This window comes from Colwellia maritima, assembly GCF_022669015.1.
Lineage (GTDB): Bacteria > Pseudomonadota > Gammaproteobacteria > Enterobacterales > Alteromonadaceae > Colwellia > Colwellia maritima.
Genome location: NZ_JAKKSL010000003.1, coordinates 288,432 through 308,732 on the forward strand (window position 1 = coordinate 288,432; position 20,301 = coordinate 308,732).

A 20,301-nucleotide genomic window follows, 5' to 3' on the forward strand; every position below is an offset into this window, starting at 1 on the left:
AGTAGAAGCCCCTCCTCTTGATGCTTACCAATTTTCATGGTTTTATGCGCTAAAAAATAAGAAACTAAGCTAAAAAAATAATACAATAAGTAATAAAAAAATTATTCTGCCCTTTTTTTGTATAAAGTAGTTACGGATTAAGCCACCAACAAGCTCTTTAATATAATAGTGTGTTATTGGAAACATTAAATGCCTACAAGCAAGCAATCAAACAATAGAGTGTTAACTGCTTTTCAATCATGCAGAGACGGCTTAGTGCGTTCCATAATGAAAATGAGCGTAGAACAGCAAGATGTTGATGATATTTTACAAGAGACATTTATTAGGGCTTTACGCTCTGATAATAAGCAACAAATTAGCTCTCCAAAGGGATACTTATTTGTCGTTTCAAGAAACCTAGTACTGAAAAAATTGATGCAACAATCAAAAGAAATACATATTGAGTTAGATGAAGCCTTATTAGAAGATGACGTTGATAATACTGTAGAAAAAGAACTGTATCAAAAACTAAAATTTGAACGTTTTAGTAAGGTGTTAAATTCACTACCTGAAAAACACCGACGCGCGATACTTTTACGTAAACTCTATTGTTTAAGTCATAAAGAAATTGCAAAAAAAATGGATGTATCCGTAAGTTCTGTAGAAAAGTATATTGCGACAGGCTTAAAGCAATGCAAACAGTCACTTTGTGCTCAAGGATATGAAGTTAACGAACATAAACTTCCACTGCATCTAAATCAATCAAGCGAAGAGCGTACAAAATGAATGCTAACAATAAAGTAATTTCCCTACATACAACCAATTCGATTGATGACGAAGCATCGATTTGGTTAGTGAGACTCGACAATGGAAATTTATCAAATCAATCTAGGAAAGAATTAAAGGCTTGGCTATTAGCAGATAAAAGGCATCCTGCAGCATTAAATGCTATGGCCGACGTTTGGGATGGTATAGATGAAGTACTCATTAATATTAGTGATGAAAAAACATCAGCTAAGGTGTCTTTATGGCCAGTAATAAAACCTATTTTCAAACCGTTTGCCTTAGCAGCAAGTGTTAGTTTCGTTGCGATTTTTATTTGGTTTGCTATGCCTGAAAATATTCAGAGAAATTCATATGCCACCTTGATAGGTCAGCAAATGGATGCAACCTTTGACGATGGTTCTATAATACATTTAAACACCAATAGTCGCATTGAAACTGAATTTACTGATGATAAAAGAGTCATTAAATTAATTAAAGGCGAGGCATTATTTGAAGTCGCCCATGATCCTAGTCGCCCATTTATCGTCTATGCGGGTAATCGCTTAGTCCAAGCAATCGGCACAAAATTTGTTGTGCATTTAGCTCCCGAAAATATTCAGGTTACCGTTACCGATGGCAAAGTTAAAATGTCAAAAGTCGCTCTAAATACTGAATTAGCCGATATTAAGGAATTGAATAATTTAGCCATGCAAAAGGATGATGTTTATATTGCTAAAGGTGAAAAAGTTATTGTGGGCAGTAATCAAGCACCTAAGTTAACTCATATTAACCCTGATAGTATAGAACGAGAACTATCATGGCTTGATGGAAAATTAATTTTTGATAATGAAGAGTTGTTTGACGTAATTGAAGAGATTAACCGTTATCTCGATATTCAAATTGTGCTAAAAGATCCTTCGCTACACAATATTCCAATAAGCGGTCGCTTTGATCTAAAAGATAGCGAAGCCTTAATTGAAGCAATTGAGCTTTCTTTTAATATGACATCTCAGCAATTGGGTTCAAATAAAATATTACTGACTAAAAAAATATAACAACTCAGCCTAATAAAAATTATTGTTTAATATTAACGTATTACACTACATACCTCTGTTGATGTTTGGCCTTAAACGGCCAATGACAAAACCTCAAATTACTGCCTTCTGCGTTATACCGTAAAAAAATTTTATTTTTTATAAAATATCTTTACGGTTTTACTATCCCTGCTACTCTTTAGTATGTGTTGCAAATAAAAAGAACAGCAACAGCACACAATAATTATAAAATTAAATTATCATTAGGAAGGAAATAACATGTCTATAAAATTTCGTACTACAACGTTAGCACTAGCAGTGGGTGTAGCATTAGGAACCGCCCCCTCATATGCTGCAGACAGTAATTCAGGACAAGTCAAAGAAGAAGCGGTTGAACGTATTGCGGTGGTAGGCTCACGTGGAGCACCACGCTCTGTTGATGATTCACCCGTACCTATCGATTTAATTGGCGCCGAAGAACTAGAAAAATCGGGTAATACCGATATGTTGGAGCTATTAAAAGGTACAGTCCCTTCATTTAACGTTCACACAAACCCTATTTCTGATGCGGCAAGCTTAGTTAAACCTGCTAACCTTCGTGGTCTTTCGTCAGACAGTACGTTAATACTTGTAAATGGTAAGCGTCGTCATCGTGCTTCAGTCATTGCCTTACTTGGTGGTGGTATTAACGATGGTGCGCAAGGTCCTGATATTTCAGTTATCCCTAGCTCTGCACTAAAACAAGTGGAAGTATTACGTGATGGCGCTGCCGCACAATATGGCTCAGATGCAATAGCGGGTGTCATGAACTTTGTATTAAAAGATGATGCAGAGGGTGGCTCATTTACCGTACGTCATGGCTCGTATTATGAAGGCGATGGTGACACTACAGAATTTTCAGGCAACATTGGTATGCCGCTAACCCCAGATGGTTTTGCTAATATCAGTTTTCAATATAAAAATTCCGATGCAACCAGTCGCAGTCAACAACGTTCTGATGCGCAAGGGTTGATAGATGGCGGCAATACAGCAGTCTCTCCATTAACACAAGTGTGGGGCTCTCCGGAAATTAACGACGATATTACTATTTTTGGTAACTTCGGTTTAGATTTAGGTAATGACCGCGAAGCTTACATGTTTGGTAACTTCTCTGAGCGTGATGTACGTGGTGGTTTCTATTATCGTAATCCACACACACGTGGTGGTGTGTATAGTAATGGTGACACGGATGATGATGGGGTAAGTAATCTGCTGATTGCCGACCTTGATGGTATCGGTGTTGGTGGTGAGTGTAGCCCAGTGAATATCACGACAGGTAACGTATTAACGCAAGACGATTACATTAATAATGTCGCCAATAACGATAATTGTTTTGCCTTTAACGAAATATTACCGGGTGGTTTTACGCCAAACTTTGGTGGCAATATTGTTGATACTGGCTTAACCATGGGTACGCGCGGTCAAATTGATGATACTTTCTCGTATGACGTGAGTGGCTCAGTGGGTCGTAACGAATCTAGCTACATTATTTTTGACACCGTAAATGGCTCTTTAGGGCCGGATACTCCACGTGACTTTGCACCGGGCAAACATATTCAACTTGAAAAATTCTTTAATATTGATTTAGTTAAAGAAATTGAAGTGGGTCTAGAAGCACCGTTAGTGATTGCCGGTGGTTATGAATATCACTCGGAATCTTTTGAAGTGATCGCGGGTGAAGAAGCCTCGTTCATTGCCGGCCCTTATACTGACCAAGGTTTTGGTATCGGCTCAAATGGTTTCCCTGGTTTTAAACCGTCAGCAGCAGGTAAATTCTCTCGTCAAAACTATGCATTTTATGTTGATGTTGAAGCACAGTTCACCGAAGATTTCTTGATGGGTTATGCCATTCGTTATGAAGATTATAGCTCATTTGGTGATACCACTAACTTTAAAGTCACTGCGCAGTATGATGTAACAGATGACTTTTCACTACGTGGCTCAGTCAGCACAGGGTTTCGTGCACCAACGGTTGGTCAAGCAAACTATGCGAATGTTCAAACCAACTTAGATGGCGGTGTGTTAGTTGATTCAGCTTTATTACCACCAACCAATGCGGTAGCGGTTCAACTTGGCGCAAACGAGTTAACGCCTGAAGAATCTGAGAGCATGGCCTTTGGTGCAGTTTGGTCACTTGATGACTTTCATTTCACCCTTGATTACTACCATATTGAAGTAACCGACCGTGTGTCTCAATCGGCTAAACTTGATTTATCAGCAGAAGATAAAGCGATATTAAAAGCCGATGGTGTACCTAACGTAGATTCAATTCAACAAGTAAGTTTCTTTACCAATGACTTTGATACCACAACGGAAGGTTTCGACTTTGTTGCGAATTACTCTACTGCGTTATTAAGTGGAGACACAACCTTTAGTCTTGCTTATAACTACAATAAAACCACGGTTGATGACTATACTCCAGAAATTACAGGTGTTGGTAAAGTGTCTCGTTTAGAGAATGATTTACCTAATCATCGCGGAACCTTCACTTGGGCGCAAAACTGGGATGATTTTAGTATGTTTACGCGCGTAAACTACTATGGCGAATATCAAGGTGTGCATGTAGATTGGATAGGTACGCCTGATGAACCTGGTACAGAGATTAATGCTGATGCAGAAGTAACAGTGGATATTGAAGTAACGTATCACGCCATGGAAGATCTTAAAATCAGTGTCGGTGCACAAAATATATTTGACGAATACCCAAGTCGTTTAGATTTCAAAGAACAAACAGGCTCTGATAATAATAGGTGGGGCGGTCAGTATTATGAAACATCGCCCTTTGGTTTTAATGGTGGTTTTTATTACTTAAAAGCGACTTATAGTTTTTAAGGAGGGGGAAATAAAGGCTTTCAAGTTTTTATTACCTTCGCTTAATAAAGTACTATAACAAAACCTTAGCAATTGCATAACGCCACTCGTTTATAAACGGGTGGCGTTTTTCTTTAAAACTATTTTGAATGCTAGAATGGTTTGGTGTTAAGATAAAGATATTGTTTAATTAACCCCAGATCTGCTTAAGCAACGACCACAGAGTTTAGCTCTACATCACTGATATTAAGGGATGGCTTATCTTTCTTTAAGCAATAAGCCACTAATCCCGCGAGTAAATTGAGCATAAAACCATTAACACTACGATGTCTTGAGTGTTCGATGAACGAAATATTCTTTAATTGGTCATTTATGGTCTCAATAATAAATCGTTTTGAAAGCATGGCTCTATCCCATAATGACATCGCTTTTGCTTTCATATTCTTCCTAACAGTGGTGATCAGTGTCACACCTTTATCAAACAAATCGGCCGCTAAAGCTTTACTTAAATATCCTTTATCACCATATAATTTATCTGGTAAATGTTCTGCTAACTCACTAACTGGTTGAGTATCATGAACATTGCCACTAGTCACTTTAGCTGCCACTATTTCACCGAGGTGGTTTACTACTAAATGGAGTTTGAAGCCATAGAACCACCCCATAGTACCTTTACCTCGTTGGGCAACACCTTTGAATGTTTTATGTCTTGGAATACGAATATTGTGACAGACTTTTATTGATGTTGAATCAATAAATTCAATGCCTGTAGGCTTTCCTTTAAGTGTTGAAAAGTAAGCACACATTGGCGCAATAATCCGGGGCATGACCGCTAGGAAACGTGTATAACTCAGTAAGTTTGGAAAGGCGTCTTTATAAAAAGCGGATACATGGCCGAGGTAATAATTTTTAAAATCACGATAATGTGACATGTGAAAACCAACCACTATTGTCATAACTTCACTGGTGGTCATTTGCCCTGTTCGTTGACGTTTTTTGGTTCCGTCTTCCAGTAATTGTTTTTGCCATTGCGGAATAAATATTTTGCAAAAGTCATCGACATCGCAATACAATTCAACTAAATTCTTCATGCCTGTTCCTTGTGTGATTGAATGTTTTTTGGTCGAAAGATCTGATCACGGAACAGGCAATTAGTTCAATTTTCTTAAACAAGATTCAGGTTAATTATTTATTATTTAAATATATGATTATCAATGTGAAGATTAGACTAATTGAAAAATATATTAAAAATTAATAGAAAACAAAAAAATAAGAACAAAAAAAGGGGAAACTCAACTCAAACAATGGTCATACGTTGTCCATTAAATAGATTACTTTCACCCGTGAGTTAATATTCTGAGATCTGAATTAAGTGTTTAATCGTCTTTTGAACCATAATAAAAATAAATACCTTCAGTTTACGATAGTTTTTAACTTGTTATTGTTTACTACGCCCTTGCTGTCTTATGCGGCAGAAAGTTATCGTTTTAATTTACCCGCGATGAATGCAGCCACAGCCTTAGATAAATTGGCTGATATTTCGGGTTACTCTCTCTTATACCCATTTGATGACTCACTGGCTATTGTTACCAATCCATTAGTGGGGACCTATTCACTATCAGATGCCTTGGCAAAACTGCTGTTAAATACCCCATTAAATGCAATTGCTACCGAAAAACGTGTGATTGCGGTGTCTTCAATCTTGAAAAAAAACAACTCAGAAGATCTTGATGCAAGCACATCATCTCCATCCCCTAAGTCTACCGAATTAACCAAAAATATAGAAAAAAAGCCAAACAAAGAAATTGAACCTGAACGTATTCAAATAATAGGTTCGCGTCGGATAAATAGGTCACCCAGTGATGCATTAGCACCATTAGATATTATCCATAAGCAAGATATAAATGCTCGTGGAAATAACGATATGCTATCCACATTATCAAATGTTATTCCTTCATATAATGTTAGTCAGGAAGCGATCAGTGATGCAGGTACGCTAATAAGACCAAAGCAAGCCTTAGAGGCTTACCTACTGATAGCATGTTAATATTAGTTAATGGCAAAAGACGTCATCGTAGCGGTGCAATTTATGAATACGTATCAGGAGTAAATATAGGTGCCCACGGGGTTGATCTTGAGCCAATCCCTAGAATTTCACTTAAAAATATCGAAGTTTTACGTGATGGAGCTGCCGCGCAATATGGCTCTGATGCAATAGCAGGCGTGATTAATTTTCGATTAGAAAACAGCTCAGAAATAAACAGAATAGAAATGCGAACAGGTCAATACTTTGAAGGTGATGGCACTAAATTTGAGCTATCTGGCATTATGGGAACTGAAATTAGTGACAGTGGCTCAGCGAATTTTTCATTTGAATTTTCAGAAAGTGATGCAACTTCTCGTGGGATACAAGACTTGCCGGTGCAAAGTTTAATTGATAGTGGGGTTAGCATAGAAGACATACAAAACCCTGTTGTTATTTGGGGAGATCCGAATATAACCAATAATATTAAGCTATTGGGTAATTTGGAAATGGATCTGGGCACTAGTAATAACTATAAACAACTGTATCTGTTTGGCAACTGGGCACGGCGCGATATAGATAGTAGTTTTTTTTATCGTCACCCCAATACCCGCGCAGGTGTATTTATTAATCCAAGTGATGGTACTCGTCTTTTCTTTGACATGACTAATGATAATACAGGCAATTGTCCAACGCCAACTATACCAGGCGATTTGGGTGATATTGAAGCCTTAAGAGACGTTTCCAGTAATCCTAACTGCTTTTCTTTTAATGAACAATTTCCGGGAGGTTTTACCCCAAGACTAGGTGGAAGAATAATCGATAGTAGTATGGCAGTTGGGTTGCGAGGTGCATTAACGAATAACAAAGCTGAATTAACTTATGATATTAGTCTGGTCATTGGTAAAAACCATGTTGGTTATGAGTTAAGTAATAGTGTCAATGCATCATTTGGTGAGCTTTCACCTAACGATTTTGATTTAGGCTCTCAGATACAAACCGAGCGTTTATTTAATGCTGATTTCACTTATCCTATTGACGTTGGTTTTGAGTCAGAATTAAATGTAGCCTTTGGTTACCAAAACCACTTTGAGCAATTTGAAATTAGAGTCGGAGATAGCGCCTCTTATGAAGCAGGAGCTTTTATTCACAACGGCGAAGCTATTGGCGCAAATGGTTTTCCTGGCTTCTCTCCCGAGACTGCCGATAAAAATAATCGTACATCTAATGCTGTCTATATAGACATAGAAAGTGACGTTACAGAGTTTATCTCTGTTTCACTTGCCATGAGACATGAAGATATTAGCAATATAGGCAATACTTTTGATGGTAAACTATCCGCACGTTTACAAATAACCGACAATGTTGCCATACGTTCAACACTCAGTAGCGGATTCAGAGCCCCTACCGTTGGTCAGTCAACGCTTCAACGTATTTCTACTTCAAATTCTATTGTAAATGGTATCGTTGCTCAACAGAGCTCACAATTAGTCAGTGCTTTAAGTCCAATCGCTACTGCCCGTTCAGGTGGTGGGCTTGAATCGGAAAAAGCCACGCGTTAGTTTTGGCGTATTGTCAGAAATAGGAATAGTTAATGTTACCTTAGATTATTTTTATATAAACGTTAAGGATCGTTTATCACTATTTACCAGTGAAATAACAGCCAGTGATGCTCCTTTGTTAGCCGCTTCAGGTATAAACTCAAACGTAGCAAATATACAATATTATGCTAACGACTTTAATTCAATTACTCAAGGTATTGATTTGGTGACAAGTTTACCGTTTGAATTTCTTTGGGGTAATAATATGCTCTCATTAGCGTTTAACTATACAAACACTGAATTAGAAGTCACTAACCCTAAGAGCCCAATATCAAATAGTAATGTACGTAAAGAACGAGAAGGTGGCATTCCAAAAAACCGCAGTGTATTAACATACGCATACACTAAAGAAGCGCTTAGCGCATCAATTCGCCTTAATTATTATGGGAGTTTTTACAATGCACAATTTAACGATGTGTCGTTGATTGAAAAAGTTGACCCAATTATTATCACTGATGCTGAAATTTCTTATAATGTCACAGATAATTTAGTGGTCGCTTTAGGTGCTAAAAACATCTTTGATGTTTACCCAGAGGAAAATAGTAAAGGCCGTACACCAGGATTTTTAGGTGCTATCTACCCTATTAATTCCCCAACAGGTTACAACGGAGGGCATTATTACCTTAGCATGGGATGGGATTTTAGCTGATATTCCTAAAGATACCAATCTATTAAACAGTCAGTTCGCTGTTCATTTATTAACTACAAATCAATATCTTAATTATATATCTCTTCAAACACAGGTTAATTAATTTTCAAAATCCTTTCGAAATCAGTACATTAGAAATGATTAATTAATAAACGCATAATAAAGTTAAGTTAATTCTTTAGAAAGCAAAGTGAAACTTGTTATAATTAAATTGAAATTAATAATTATCATCAATATATATTTTATAAATATAATTTAACGCTATTAGGTAACCCAATGCAACGACTCTCTCTGACTTTACGCCAAGACAATGTACCTTTAGATCTAATTTCTCTAATTAAAACGATATTAGCAGCAACCAAAGAGATTTCATTCCGTGTAAGCCAAGCGCATATGAGTGGCTTAATGGGCTCAACTTTAGATGAAAATATTCAAGGTGAAATACAAAAAAAACTAGATGTTGTTGCTAACGAACTATTTAAAGATATTTTACTTGAATCAGGCTTTGTTAAGGCTATTTCGTCTGAAGAAGAAGATACTTCAGTCGCAGGTAATGCTGTGGGCAAATATATCGTTTCTTTTGATCCATTAGACGGTAGCTCAAATATTGATATTAATTCACTTATTGGCACTATTTTTTCTATTCATGAAGCGCCAGAGCATATGGATGCTAACAACCCTGATATGTTCAAACAATCTGGAGATAAACAGGTTTGTCTTGGCTATGTGTTATATGGCCCTGCCACCATGTTAGTTATGACCACAGGTAGCGGAACGCATTTCTATGTGCTTGATAGAACCCATGGTGGTTACCTACTCGTTCATCGCAACGTAAAAATCCCTGAAGATACGCAAGAATTTGCCATTAATATGTCCAACCAAAGGTTTTGGCAAGAGCCTATGCAAAACTATATTGGTGATTTAATTGCCGGTGAAGCCGGTGTCCGCGATAAAAACTTTAATATGCGTTGGATTGCAGCCATGGTAGGTGATATTCACCGTGTATTAAGCCGAGGCGGTATATTTACTTACCCTACAGATAGCAAAAACCCCAACCAACCTCATAAGTTACGCTTAATGTATGAAGCTAATCCAATGTCTTTCTTAATAGAGCAGGCCGGAGGCTTAGCCATGACAACAACTGGCCGTATTATGGATATAGAGCCTACAAGTATACATCAACGAGTCGAAGTGATTATGGGTTCTAAAAACGAAGTGGAAACTTGCTTAAGTTACTTTAAATAATACTTATTGCTAATACATTAAAAGCACTTCAGAGCATCAATTCTGGCGTGCTTTTAAATAACCATGCGCCCTAACGCTAATCAAGTGATAGCAAGCATTGCATCGGACCAATGAATAGATTCTTGATAAGCATTTAGATACTCTTCATCCATTAGTTTAATTTTATTAGCAATCCTTTTAGCTTGCTGCCATTTACCTTGTTCTAAGGCTAAAGAAAGTGCTAAGTAAATAGCCAAGTAATTATTTCTTTCAATTAAGGCCGTTTTAATTTCTTTATGCACAGGCAAAATATTCATCACTTCAGTAATGCTTTGATCTAATACTCCATCTATATGAGATAACATACCGGTTAAAAAAGCGGTGGGTGGATTTTGATCTATTTTTTTAATACTCGCTATTTTTTCGCAAAATTTTGCTCTAATAAGCGAAACTCTTATAATTTGATCTGGTTTTCCTTCGGCTAAATCGGCAAGCACAAGTAATGCAATAAACTTTTTCAACTCAAGGTCACCAATATATATCAGCGCATGTTTTAAAGAACATATTTCTTTACTTGGTCCATAACCTGGGCTATTAATAAAGCGTAGTAATTTATACGTGAGAACTACATCTTTACTAAAGACTTCGCTGATCGCATCAAAATCGAACTCTGGCCTATTGGCATGCTCCATTAAATCCATAATGTGTTTTTTCGATGAAAGAATATTTTTCTTCCTTAGCATCTCAGGTTTTGCAAAAAAATACCCTTGAAAGAGTGTAAAACCTAGTAATTTCAATTGTTCAAATACTTTTTTAGTTTCAATTTTTTCAGCAAGTAATGTAAATTTATAGTCTTTTAGTCTTGATAAAGAGCGGCTAATATCAAGCATACTAAGTTCGAGTACATCCACCTTAAGAATATCAATATAGGGCAAGAAAACATCCCACTGAGGATCAAAAATGTAATCATCTAAAGCAAGGGTATACCCTTTTTGTTTTAATGATTTACACACCGCTAGGAGTTCGTCGGTAATAGCGACATCTTCAAGAATTTCTACCACTATTTTCTTAGGATCTAAAAAACTAGGAAAACGATGGATAAGCGCTTCTGCATGAAAATTAATATAGGCAGGCAAATTTCCAGTGACCTCTTCCAGACCTAGCCTTAATTGGTTATCAACGATAATTTTTGATGTTGCTTGATCTGGATTAATACTAGGAAAGGTATTAGATTTCCCATCACGAAACAACAATTCATAAGCCACGGTTTCTTGCTTAATGTTCAGTATCGGTTGCCTAGCAATATACGAATACAAATTACTCACCTCTAAACGTTAAAGCATCAAGTTTTACTATAAGATAATTACTAACTAAATTAAATATAATTTAATACGTGTGCATATGCTTTAATCATTTCACGTGATCCAAAATATGTTTTATAACCAATCTTATACCCAAATAAAGTAGACTTTGTTAGAATAATGCCAATATTTAAAATGAAATTTTAAGAGAGCTATCATATGCCACATTATGCTGTGGGTCACAAGATACCTGATTCAGATTCTATCTGTTCAGCTATCGCGTTATCCTATTTAAAAACTACCCTAGGTGAAGAAACTGTACCTGCCCGTTTAGGCGAACTCAGCCCTGAAACCTTATTTATTCTTGATAAATTTGGTTTTGAGCAACCCATATTAAAAACGAGTTATCTTGGTGAAAGCCTTTATATTGTTGATCACTCAGAACGCACGCAAGGACCTGATGACTTAGATGATGCAACGCTACTAGGTATTATCGACCATCACAAATTAGGTGACATAACTAACTCAACTCCACTAGAAATTTGGGTTCGTCCAGTTGGTTGTACAAATACTATTATAAAAATGATGTATGACTTTCATGAAGTTGAGATCCCTAAAAATATCGGTGCCATGATGTGCGCAATTTTGAGTGATACTGTTATTTTTAAATCGCCAACCTGTACTACCGCAGATATAAAATGTGTTGAAGCATTAGCTGAAATTGCCGGCATTGAGAATCCAACTGATTTAGGTATGGAAATGTTTAAAGTAAAATCAGCGGTCGTTGGAACCCCTGTCAGGGATCTCGTATTACGAGATTTTAAAGATTTTAATATGAACGGCAACCTTGTTGGTATTGGTCAATTAGAAGTGATTGATTTAGCCATCTTTGATGACATGAAAGCAGATTTAGAAGCCGACATTGCCAAATTAAAAGCCGAAGGTAACCGTCACACTGTTATGTTATTGTTAACTGATATTATGAAAGAAGGCTCAGAGCTACTTATTGTTAGCGATAATGATAACTTGACCCAAACAGCTTTTGGTAAAGCAACGACTGATGGTAAAGTTTGGCTTGATGGTGTACTTAGTCGTAAAAAACAAGTGGTTCCACCATTACAAGATGCTTTTGCTTAACCACCCTTCTCTTATTGAAGTTATAAAAAAACCGGCAGTTCTTTGTTTTTTTTATGTTTAATATCACTATGTAGTGTTGGGCTTCTGTCCGATAATGGGGCAATAAATTACCCCTACAATGGATGGAATATTTTTTCCTGAACAGAAATGCATAGCCAAGTTGCTTAATAGCTAACAAAAAGCGTTCTAATATTACAGATGAAAACTTTAGTAACAAGGCGAAAGCACGGAGTTGACGTTAGTCATTACTCCGTACATCCTGTACTTCGCCTTTCAGGCCATCCTTCGGATGTTCAAATTATTTCCCGAAGAATTTGTGAGTACTTTTAACGATGTTAATAAAAAATTTCAGCAAAAAGATTAGACTCGCTCGAAAACAGTTGCTATCCCTTGGCCTAATCCTATACACATAGTAGCTAGTCCAAGATTCACATCTTCCCCTTCCATTAAGTTAATTAGGGTACCTGAAATACGTGAGCCAGAACAACCTAGTGGATGTCCTAAGGCAATTGCCCCACCATTTAAGTTAATTTGATCCATTTTATCTTCAACTTTTAATGCTCTTACACAAGAAAGTGCTTGCGCTGCAAAAGCTTCATTAAATTCAAATAACTCAATATCTTCAATAGATAAGCCGGCACGTTTTAATGCTTTCTTCGTTGCAGGTACAGGACCGTAACCCATCGTTGATGGATCGCAACCTGCAACGCCCATACCACGAATTTTAGCACGAGGCGTTAAGCCTAACGCTTTAGCTTTCGCTGCTGACATAACTAACATGGCAGAAGCCCCATCAGAAAGTGCAGACGAAGTTCCCGCGGTTACCGTACCATTTACTGGATCAAACACTGGACGTAACGCAGATAAACTTTCAGCTGTCGTTTCAGGACGAATAACTTCATCATGCTCAACTAACGTTAAAGCACCAGATGCATCATGCCCTTGAGTGGCAACAATTTCATTGTCCCAACGACCATTTAATTGTGCTTCATAGGCTTTTTGATGAGAGCGCGCGCCAAAGGCATCTTGCATCTCACGTGTAATGCCATGTTGTTTACCTAACAATTCTGCAGTTAGCCCCATGTTGCCAGATGCTAAAGCGATATGCTTATTCAATGCGGGGTCGAAATCAACGTCATACATCATAGGTACATGACCCATATGCTCAACACCACCAATCAAAAATACATCACCCTGTCCACACATAATACTGGTTGACGCTTGGTGAAGGGCTTCCATTGAGGAACCACATAAACGGTTAATCGTTACACCACCGATAGATTTAGGTAATCCGGCCGAGTAATGATGCATTACGTGCAATGTTAAAACCTTGTTCTTTAGTTTGTTTTACACAACCCCAAATAACATCTTCGATGTCGTCTGGATTTAATTCAGGGTTACGTTTTAATAATTGCTGCATCAAGTGCGCTGACAATGCTTCAGCACGTACATTACGAAAAACACCGGCTTTTGAGCGCCCCATTGGAGTTCTTATGCAGTCTACAATTACAACTTCGTTCATTTTATTCTCCTTGGGTTAAGCGTTAGTTTTAACGTCTGTAGTGAAGTAAGATTTACCTGATTTTGCCATTTCACGTAGGCCGTCAGTTACATGATAAATTTCACCTAAGTCAGCATATTTATCAGCCATAGCGATAAAATTATCCAAGCCAAGTGTTTCTAAATAGCGAATTGCACCACCTCTAAATGGAGGGAACCCAACACCATAGATTAAGCCCATATCAGCTTCAGCAGCGGTATCAACCACACCTTCTTCTAAACAGCGAACAACTTCATTCACCATAGGGATCATCATACGAGCAATAATTTCTTCTGTCGTAAAGTCTTTCTTGTCTGCACAATGTGGAGCAAGTAGTTCATAAGCAACAGGTCTTGGCACTTTCATTGGACGACCACGTTTGTCTTTCATATGGTCATAAAAGCCTTTGCCGTTTTTCTGACCAAAACGTTCATTAGCATACAAAGTACTGACGGGATCATTATCAATTTTTTTCATACGCGTAGGAAAGCCTGCTGACATAACACCAGTACAATGGTCAGCCGTATCAACACCAACAACATCAAGCAAATAAGCCGGACCCATTGGCCAACCAAATTGTTTTTCCATTACTTTATCTATCGCAGTGAAATCAGCACCTTCAAGCACTAATTGGCTAAAGCCTGCAAAGTATGGGAATAAAACACGGTTAACATAAAAGCCGGGGCAGTCATTAACAACAATAGGTGATTTACCCATTTTAGCTGCATAAGCAACCACTGAGGCTACCGTTTCATCTGAGGTATCTTTACCACGAATAACTTCAACCAATGGCATTTTATTTACTGGATTGAAAAAGTGCATACCACAAAAATTTTGAGGACGTTTTACACTTTGCGCTAATAAATCAATAGAAATAGTAGAAGTGTTAGACGTTAAAATAGCGTCTTCGCTGATTACGCCTTCAACCTCTGCTAACACAATACCTTTTACTTTAGGGTTTTCAACAACAGCTTCAACAACAATATCCACATCTTTAACGCTGTCATAGCTTAAGCTTGGTGTAATATTATTTAAAACACCGGCCATTTTTTTCACGCTCATACGACCGCGTTCAACTTGCTTAGCTAAAATACCAGTTGCAGTTGTTAACCCTAAATCAAGTGCCTGATCATTAATATCTTTCATAATGATCGGCGTACCTTTATAAGCGGATTGGTAAGCAATACCACCACCCATAATTCCGGCACCTAATACAGCGGCTTTTTTAACAACCTTAGTTGCTTGTTTACTCGCCTTTTTAGCCTTGCCTTTAATAACTTGGTCTGCCATAAACAAACCAATTTGTGCGGTTGCCGCATCTGTTTTTGCTAGTTTTGCAAAACCTGCATTTTCAGTTGCCATTGCACCCGTACGATCTAAACCTGCAGCGGCAATCAAGGTGTCTATCATCACCATCGGCGCAGGGTAGTGTTTACCTGCTTTAGCCGCAATCATGCCTTTACACGTATTGGATGACATAATAAATTCTGTTTGAGAAAGTTTTAGCGCTTCAAATTTAGGTTGACGTTTAGCGCGCCAATCAAGTTTTCCATCAATCGCCAATTTCAGCATACTAATTGCTGCCGCTTGTAAATTTTCAGGAGCAACCACGGCATCAAGCAAACCTTGTGCTAAAGCTGATTCGGGTTTAAATGTTTTACCTGTTGACATCCAAGTGGCTGCGTTATCAAAACCAATAATACGTGGGAGTCTTACCGTTCCACCAAAACCAGGCATTAATCCTAATTGCACTTCTGGTAATCCAATACTGGCATTAGTATCAGCAACACGATAGTCGCATACCAACGTCATTTCACAACCACCACCTAATGCGATGCCATTAATAGCCGCGATTGTAGGTAATTGAATATCTTCAAATGAATCGAACACATCTGTGGCTGTTTTTGCCCAAGCGGCTAATGTTTCTTCTGGCTGCTGAAATGAAACTAAAAATTCAGTGATGTCGGCACCAACAATAAACGTTGATTTTCCAGACGTCACCATAACGCCTTTAGCATCGCTGCAGTTGTTTATGGCTGCAACTACTGCTTTATATTCTACAAAAGTTGCTTGATCAAATTTGTTTACTGATCCCTGAGCATCGAACTTAAGTTCTACAATGCCGTCTTCGAGTAATTGGGCTGAAAGGCTCTTGCCTTGATATATCATACTCTGTCTCCTTCACCTAAAAGTGGTGTTGATGTTTTGATGATTAATCTCAATTTTAGCGCCTATATATTTACGCTAAAACACATGGATAACTAATAATAGCTGACTGAGTGTGCCTTGAAATACGATGAATAGCAAATATTTTTAAACAAGCGTTTTAATTGACTGTATTAATTGCAGAGCATTCCATATAAACAACTGTTTTAACTAATAATTAATTATTTACTAATTCTTGTGATTGACTAAGTATGATTTGTTAAAAATTGTTAATTACCGTAAAATACATCACTCTTACGTTCTTCCTTCGGTATAAATTACACTAATGATAAAATTCATTAAACGCTTCAATCAGCCTGAACATTTATTGCTTGCTATGGCTTTTACTATGCCCTTAGTTTTTTCTGTTTGGATGGTATTGTTAAACAATTTTGTTATAGAAAAAGCCAATTTCACCGGTATTGAAATTGGAATATTACAAAGTTTGCGTGAAGTGCCTGGCTTTTTAGCCTTTACGGTAATTTATGTTTTACTTTTTATTAAAGAGCAACGACTCGCGTTAATATCATTAGCAGTGATGAGTTTAGGGGTATTTTTAACAGGTTTTTTTCCTAGTATTGTTGGCTTATATTTCACTACGGTATTGATGTCTGTTGGTTTTCATTATTATGAAACGGTTAGCCAATCTTTAACGCTGCAATGGGTTGATAAAGACAAAACCGCACATTTCCTCGGAAAAATGCTCTCGGTGAAATCAATAGCTTCATTAATAGCTTTTTCTAGCATTTGGCTTTTTATGGAGCATTTTAATTGGTCATATCAACTCACTTATGCCCTGTTTGGTGGTATAGGTTTATTATTTACTATATTTTTGGCCTTATCATTTCAGCATTTTAAAGAAAAGACAGAGCAGACAAAAAAGATAGTAGTGCGAAAACGTTATTGGTTGTTTTATGCCTTAACGTTTTTTAGTGGTGCACGCAGACAAATTTTTGTCGTGTTTGCAGGTTTTTTGATGGTTGAAAAATTTCACTATAGCGTTGCCGATGTCAGCGCCTTGTTTCTTATTAACTATGTATTCAATTGGTTATTTGCAGCCAAAGTAGGCAAATTGATTGGCATTATTGGTGAGCGTTTAGTATTACGATTTGAATATATTGGCTTAATTATTATTTTTATTTGTTATGGCTTAGTCGAGGATGCGAACCTTGCTGCCGCATTGTATGTTATTGATCATTTGTTTTTCGCTCTAGCTATCGCTATTAAGACCTACTTCCAAAAAATAGCTCAACCTGAAGATATCGCAGCTAGTGCAGGCGTAAGCTTTTCAATTAATCATATTGCGGCAGTAATTATTCCTGCGTTGCTTGGTATGCTTTGGATTTTAAAACCTGCTTGGGTTTTTTATATCGGGGCTTGCTTTGCCTTATGTTCACTATGTTTAGCCATGCTGATTCCAGACAAACCCAAAAGATAGGGATGGAAACACGCATATCAGTGAGCTAGGTTTAACCTATATCACGGCATCAGGTATTAAGTTTTCTGGTATCGTGCTTAAAAAAATAAGCCAAGCTTCTCTACCTTATAATAATCTATAAACCTGAGAGGGGCTTGGTTATATCATTATGACTTGGTATTAATCCCTTTTTTGTTCAAGAAATTTTAAAAATTCTTCTTCCGGCATAGGTTTTGCGTAATAGAAACCTTGTACTTCGTCACAACCAAGTTCAACTAATCTTGCTTGCTGATCGAGCTCTTCAATCCCTTCTGCGATAACTTTTAAGTTCATCTTTTTGCCTAAATTTATAATCGTTTCAGCAATAATTGATTGTCCTTCTTGTGCTATATCAGTGATAAAAGCACGATCAACTTTCAAACGATCAAGCGGCAATTTTTGTAAATAACTCATTGATGAAAAACCCGTACCAAAATCATCAAGGGCAATACTAATACCCACTTTCTTTAATTCAACTAAAGCATCTATTACGACTTGAGGTTCATCCATTAAAATACTTTCGGTAATTTCTAACTCTAATTTACTAGGTAACACTGCATGCTTTTGAATAGCATGTAAGACAGCCTCGACAAAGTTTCCGCTTCTAAATTGGGGGATTGAAACATTAACTGAAATGGTCACATCGTTAAAAGCATTTTTTTCTAAGGTTTTAATTTGCGAACAAGCTTGATTGACAACCCAATCACCAATTTCAATAATTAACCCTGAGTATTCTGCTAACGGAATAAAAACAGCCGGAGAAATAAAATTACCGTCTGTTGTACGCCATCGTAGCAAGGCTTCTGCACCAATCACCTTACCTGAACTTAACGATAATTGAGGCTGATACCAAAGCTCAAGACGATTTTCAGCAAAGTCATTACGTAATTGCCTAATCATATTCAAACGCCATTGCGTTTCATCCTCCATTTCAGGATTATAATAGGCAAAATGAGTGCTACTATTTTTCTTAGCGAGGTTTAAAGCGATATTAATTTGGTTTAACACTTTTACACCGCTACTGTTTGCATGCTCCTTACTACAAAAACCAAAACAAGCATTAATGGGTAAATTTTGTTCACCCGCTGTAAACGGTTGTTCAAAAATAGCGTTTAACGACGTCGGTGAAAGGCAGGTATCAGAGCCAATAACGCCAAAAACATCCGCACCAACACGTGCTATTTTGCAGCTACAACTTAAGCGCTGTAAACGCTGAGAAACAGCATTAAGCAGTTGGTTTCCCACATCTTGCCCTAAGGCATCATTGATATCACTAAAATGTTTTAAATCAATCAATACGGCAACAGCATTATCTTGGCCATCTTTTGAAAAAGTCTCAAGCATGCGCACAAACTCTAATCTATTTGGTAAATTAGTTAATACGTCTTTATAGGCAGCATTATTAAGTTTTTGAAACAAGTGAACATTCTCATAACCAATCGCTATCCCAGTTAAAAACACTTCAACTAGCTGCTTTTGTATATCACTAACAGATTGCGCTAGGGTTAGATAAATAACCGCACGATAACCTCCTCTCGCTAAATAGAAATAAAGCGAGTCATCACAATAAATATGCGACTTTTGGGTGAAACATGATTTAACTTGATCACTTATTTGTTTATCTTCAATCGTTTCTAACTTTTGATTAACTAACTGAGAAGAAAATCCTTGCTGCGCGATGATATAGAAACTTAAATCATCTGCATTTTCTATAATCCCTTGCCCTCTTGCACAAAATAAGCAATTAACATCTTGCTCTAAAAGAGAGCCTAATTGTTTTAATGCACCTTGGGTGTATTTAGCAATTGAATGAAATTCAAGTAAGCTAGAAGATCCGGAAACAATTTTTTCTAACCCCAAACGACTTTGATTGACAGTCGATATTTGCTGATAGGAACGAATAGCAGCATAAACAGTCGTTACCAGTTTTCTACGTGTTAACTCTGTTTTTGTTTTGTAATCATTAATATCATATTCTTTAATCACACTCTCTTCTGGCGCATAACCCGGTTGGCCGGTTCTTAAAACAATGCGAATATCTTGTCGATTTAATACTTCACGTATGTATTTCACAACTTTTAACCCAAAGATCATCTGTTTCCATCACAACATCAAGTAGTACTAAAACAATATCAGGGTTATCGTTTATAATTTGACAAGCGTCTTGGCCTGAGTAGGCGTGAAAATACTCTAAGCGTCGACCTAGGACAATTAAATCTGACAGCGCGAGTTGGGTAACTGAATGAATTTCAGGATCATCGTCAACAATCAGTACTTGCCAAGTTTTTGTCTCGCTGCATTCCGGCGTTTCTTCTTCATCACTATCATCAATGAATAGAAAGTCATCATGTGAATTTTCGGATACTTGCATACCATCCTCGAGTGATTAGCTTTATCAGCCAATTACATTTGAATTTATAACTTTGTGCTTACTTATTATATAACTATAACCGAACTAAGCCTTATTGCTACTTTTTTACTAATTTCTTTCACATAATAAAAGTCACTTTGACAATTTTCAATAAACTCATACAATA

The 20,301-nt window shown here is 37.1% G+C and carries 14 protein-coding genes and 1 pseudogene; 9 read left to right on the plus strand and 6 right to left on the minus strand.

Going from position 1 to position 20,301, the window contains the following annotated elements; genetic code table 11:
- Positions 1-189 precede the first annotated feature (189 nt).
- The 3 genes from L3081_RS17225 (at position 190) to L3081_RS17235 (ending at position 4,649) form a co-directional block, all read left to right on the plus strand.
- The gene (locus tag L3081_RS17225; RefSeq protein WP_242287279.1) at positions 190-765 is read left to right on the plus strand and encodes an RNA polymerase sigma factor; all 576 of its coding nucleotides are present in this window, start codon (positions 190-192) and stop codon (positions 763-765) included.
- Positions 762-1,799 carry a FecR family protein gene (locus L3081_RS17230; protein ID WP_242287280.1) on the plus strand — a complete coding sequence of 346 codons (1,038 nt, stop codon included), beginning with the start codon at positions 762-764 and terminating at the stop codon, positions 1,797-1,799. The genes L3081_RS17225 and L3081_RS17230 overlap by 4 nt, the downstream gene beginning before the upstream one ends.
- A 264-nt stretch (positions 1,800-2,063) precedes the next feature.
- Positions 2,064-4,649: a TonB-dependent receptor plug domain-containing protein gene (locus L3081_RS17235; RefSeq protein ID WP_242287584.1), complete on the plus strand. Its 2,586-nt coding sequence runs from the start codon at positions 2,064-2,066 to the stop codon at positions 4,647-4,649.
- 185 nt (positions 4,650-4,834) lie between these two features.
- Here L3081_RS17235 and L3081_RS17240 read toward each other — a convergent pair whose 3' ends face one another.
- A complete protein-coding gene (locus L3081_RS17240; protein ID WP_242283445.1) occupies positions 4,835-5,719 on the minus strand; it encodes an IS982 family transposase in 885 nt (294 codons plus the stop codon).
- 281 nt (positions 5,720-6,000) lie between these two features.
- Here L3081_RS17240 and L3081_RS17245 point away from each other — a divergent pair, with 281 nt between their 5' ends.
- From L3081_RS17245 to L3081_RS17255, 4 genes are all read left to right on the plus strand, one after another.
- On the plus strand, positions 6,001-6,675 hold the full coding sequence (locus tag L3081_RS17245) for an STN domain-containing protein (RefSeq protein WP_242287281.1): 675 nt from the start codon (positions 6,001-6,003) through the stop codon (positions 6,673-6,675).
- Entirely contained in the window at positions 6,669-8,213 is a 1,545-nt protein-coding gene (locus L3081_RS17250) for a TonB-dependent receptor plug domain-containing protein (protein ID WP_274620604.1), read from the plus strand. Before L3081_RS17245 ends, L3081_RS17250 begins: the two co-directional genes overlap by 7 nt.
- Positions 8,188-8,901, plus strand: coding sequence for a TonB-dependent receptor domain-containing protein (locus tag L3081_RS27160; protein WP_274620605.1), 714 nt, complete (start codon positions 8,188-8,190; stop codon positions 8,899-8,901). The genes L3081_RS17250 and L3081_RS27160 overlap by 26 nt, the downstream gene beginning before the upstream one ends.
- A gap of 276 nt (positions 8,902-9,177) precedes the next feature.
- The gene (locus L3081_RS17255) at positions 9,178-10,146 is read left to right on the plus strand and encodes a class 1 fructose-bisphosphatase (RefSeq protein ID WP_242287282.1); all 969 of its coding nucleotides are present in this window, start codon (positions 9,178-9,180) and stop codon (positions 10,144-10,146) included.
- An 80-nt stretch (positions 10,147-10,226) separates the two neighbouring features.
- On the opposite strand, the gene L3081_RS17260 is transcribed toward L3081_RS17255, so the two are convergent.
- A complete protein-coding gene (locus L3081_RS17260) occupies positions 10,227-11,441 on the minus strand; it encodes an EAL and HDOD domain-containing protein (RefSeq protein WP_242287283.1) in 1,215 nt (404 codons plus the stop codon).
- Between the two features lie 204 nt (positions 11,442-11,645).
- Between L3081_RS17260 and L3081_RS17265 the strand changes: the two genes are divergently transcribed.
- The gene (locus L3081_RS17265) at positions 11,646-12,563 is read left to right on the plus strand and encodes a manganese-dependent inorganic pyrophosphatase (protein WP_242287284.1); all 918 of its coding nucleotides are present in this window, start codon (positions 11,646-11,648) and stop codon (positions 12,561-12,563) included.
- 360 nt (positions 12,564-12,923) lie between these two features.
- Here L3081_RS17265 and fadA read toward each other — a convergent pair.
- A pseudogene (gene fadA / locus L3081_RS17270) lies at positions 12,924-14,085 on the minus strand (acetyl-CoA C-acyltransferase FadA).
- 15 nt (positions 14,086-14,100) lie between these two features.
- Entirely contained in the window at positions 14,101-16,272 is a 2,172-nt protein-coding gene (gene fadB, locus L3081_RS17275) for a fatty acid oxidation complex subunit alpha FadB (RefSeq protein WP_242287285.1), read from the minus strand.
- Positions 16,273-16,594: 322 nt separating this feature from the next.
- Between fadB and L3081_RS17280 the strand changes: the two genes are divergently transcribed.
- Positions 16,595-17,746: an MFS transporter gene (locus L3081_RS17280; protein ID WP_242287286.1), complete on the plus strand. Its 1,152-nt coding sequence runs from the start codon at positions 16,595-16,597 to the stop codon at positions 17,744-17,746.
- A 159-nt stretch (positions 17,747-17,905) separates the two neighbouring features.
- Here L3081_RS17280 and L3081_RS17285 read toward each other — a convergent pair whose 3' ends face one another.
- Positions 17,906-19,837: an EAL domain-containing protein gene (locus L3081_RS17285; protein WP_338027381.1), complete on the minus strand. Its 1,932-nt coding sequence runs from the start codon at positions 19,835-19,837 to the stop codon at positions 17,906-17,908.
- On the minus strand, positions 19,821-20,135 hold the full coding sequence (locus L3081_RS28490) for a PleD family two-component system response regulator (RefSeq protein WP_338027382.1): 315 nt from the start codon (positions 20,133-20,135) through the stop codon (positions 19,821-19,823). The genes L3081_RS17285 and L3081_RS28490 overlap by 17 nt, the downstream gene beginning before the upstream one ends.
- Positions 20,136-20,301 lie beyond the last annotated feature (166 nt).

Bases quoted from the DNA above. Each gene is read 5' to 3' on its own strand.
- L3081_RS17225 (WP_242287279.1), top strand. From the start codon at position 190: ATGCCTACAAGCAAGCAATCAAACAATAGAGTGTTAACTGCTTTTCAA.
- L3081_RS17230 (WP_242287280.1), top strand. From the start codon at position 762: ATGAATGCTAACAATAAAGTAATTTCCCTACATACAACCAATTCGATT.
- L3081_RS17240 (WP_242283445.1), bottom strand. From the start codon at position 5,719: ATGAAGAATTTAGTTGAATTGTATTGCGATGTCGATGACTTTTGCAAA.
- L3081_RS17250 (WP_274620604.1), top strand. From the start codon at position 6,669: ATGTTAATATTAGTTAATGGCAAAAGACGTCATCGTAGCGGTGCAATT.
- L3081_RS17255 (WP_242287282.1), top strand. From the start codon at position 9,178: ATGCAACGACTCTCTCTGACTTTACGCCAAGACAATGTACCTTTAGAT.
- L3081_RS17265 (WP_242287284.1), top strand. From the start codon at position 11,646: ATGCCACATTATGCTGTGGGTCACAAGATACCTGATTCAGATTCTATC.
- fadB (WP_242287285.1), bottom strand. From the start codon at position 16,272: ATGATATATCAAGGCAAGAGCCTTTCAGCCCAATTACTCGAAGACGGC.
- L3081_RS17280 (WP_242287286.1), top strand. From the start codon at position 16,595: ATGATAAAATTCATTAAACGCTTCAATCAGCCTGAACATTTATTGCTT.
- L3081_RS28490 (WP_338027382.1), bottom strand. From the start codon at position 20,135: ATGCAAGTATCCGAAAATTCACATGATGACTTTCTATTCATTGATGAT.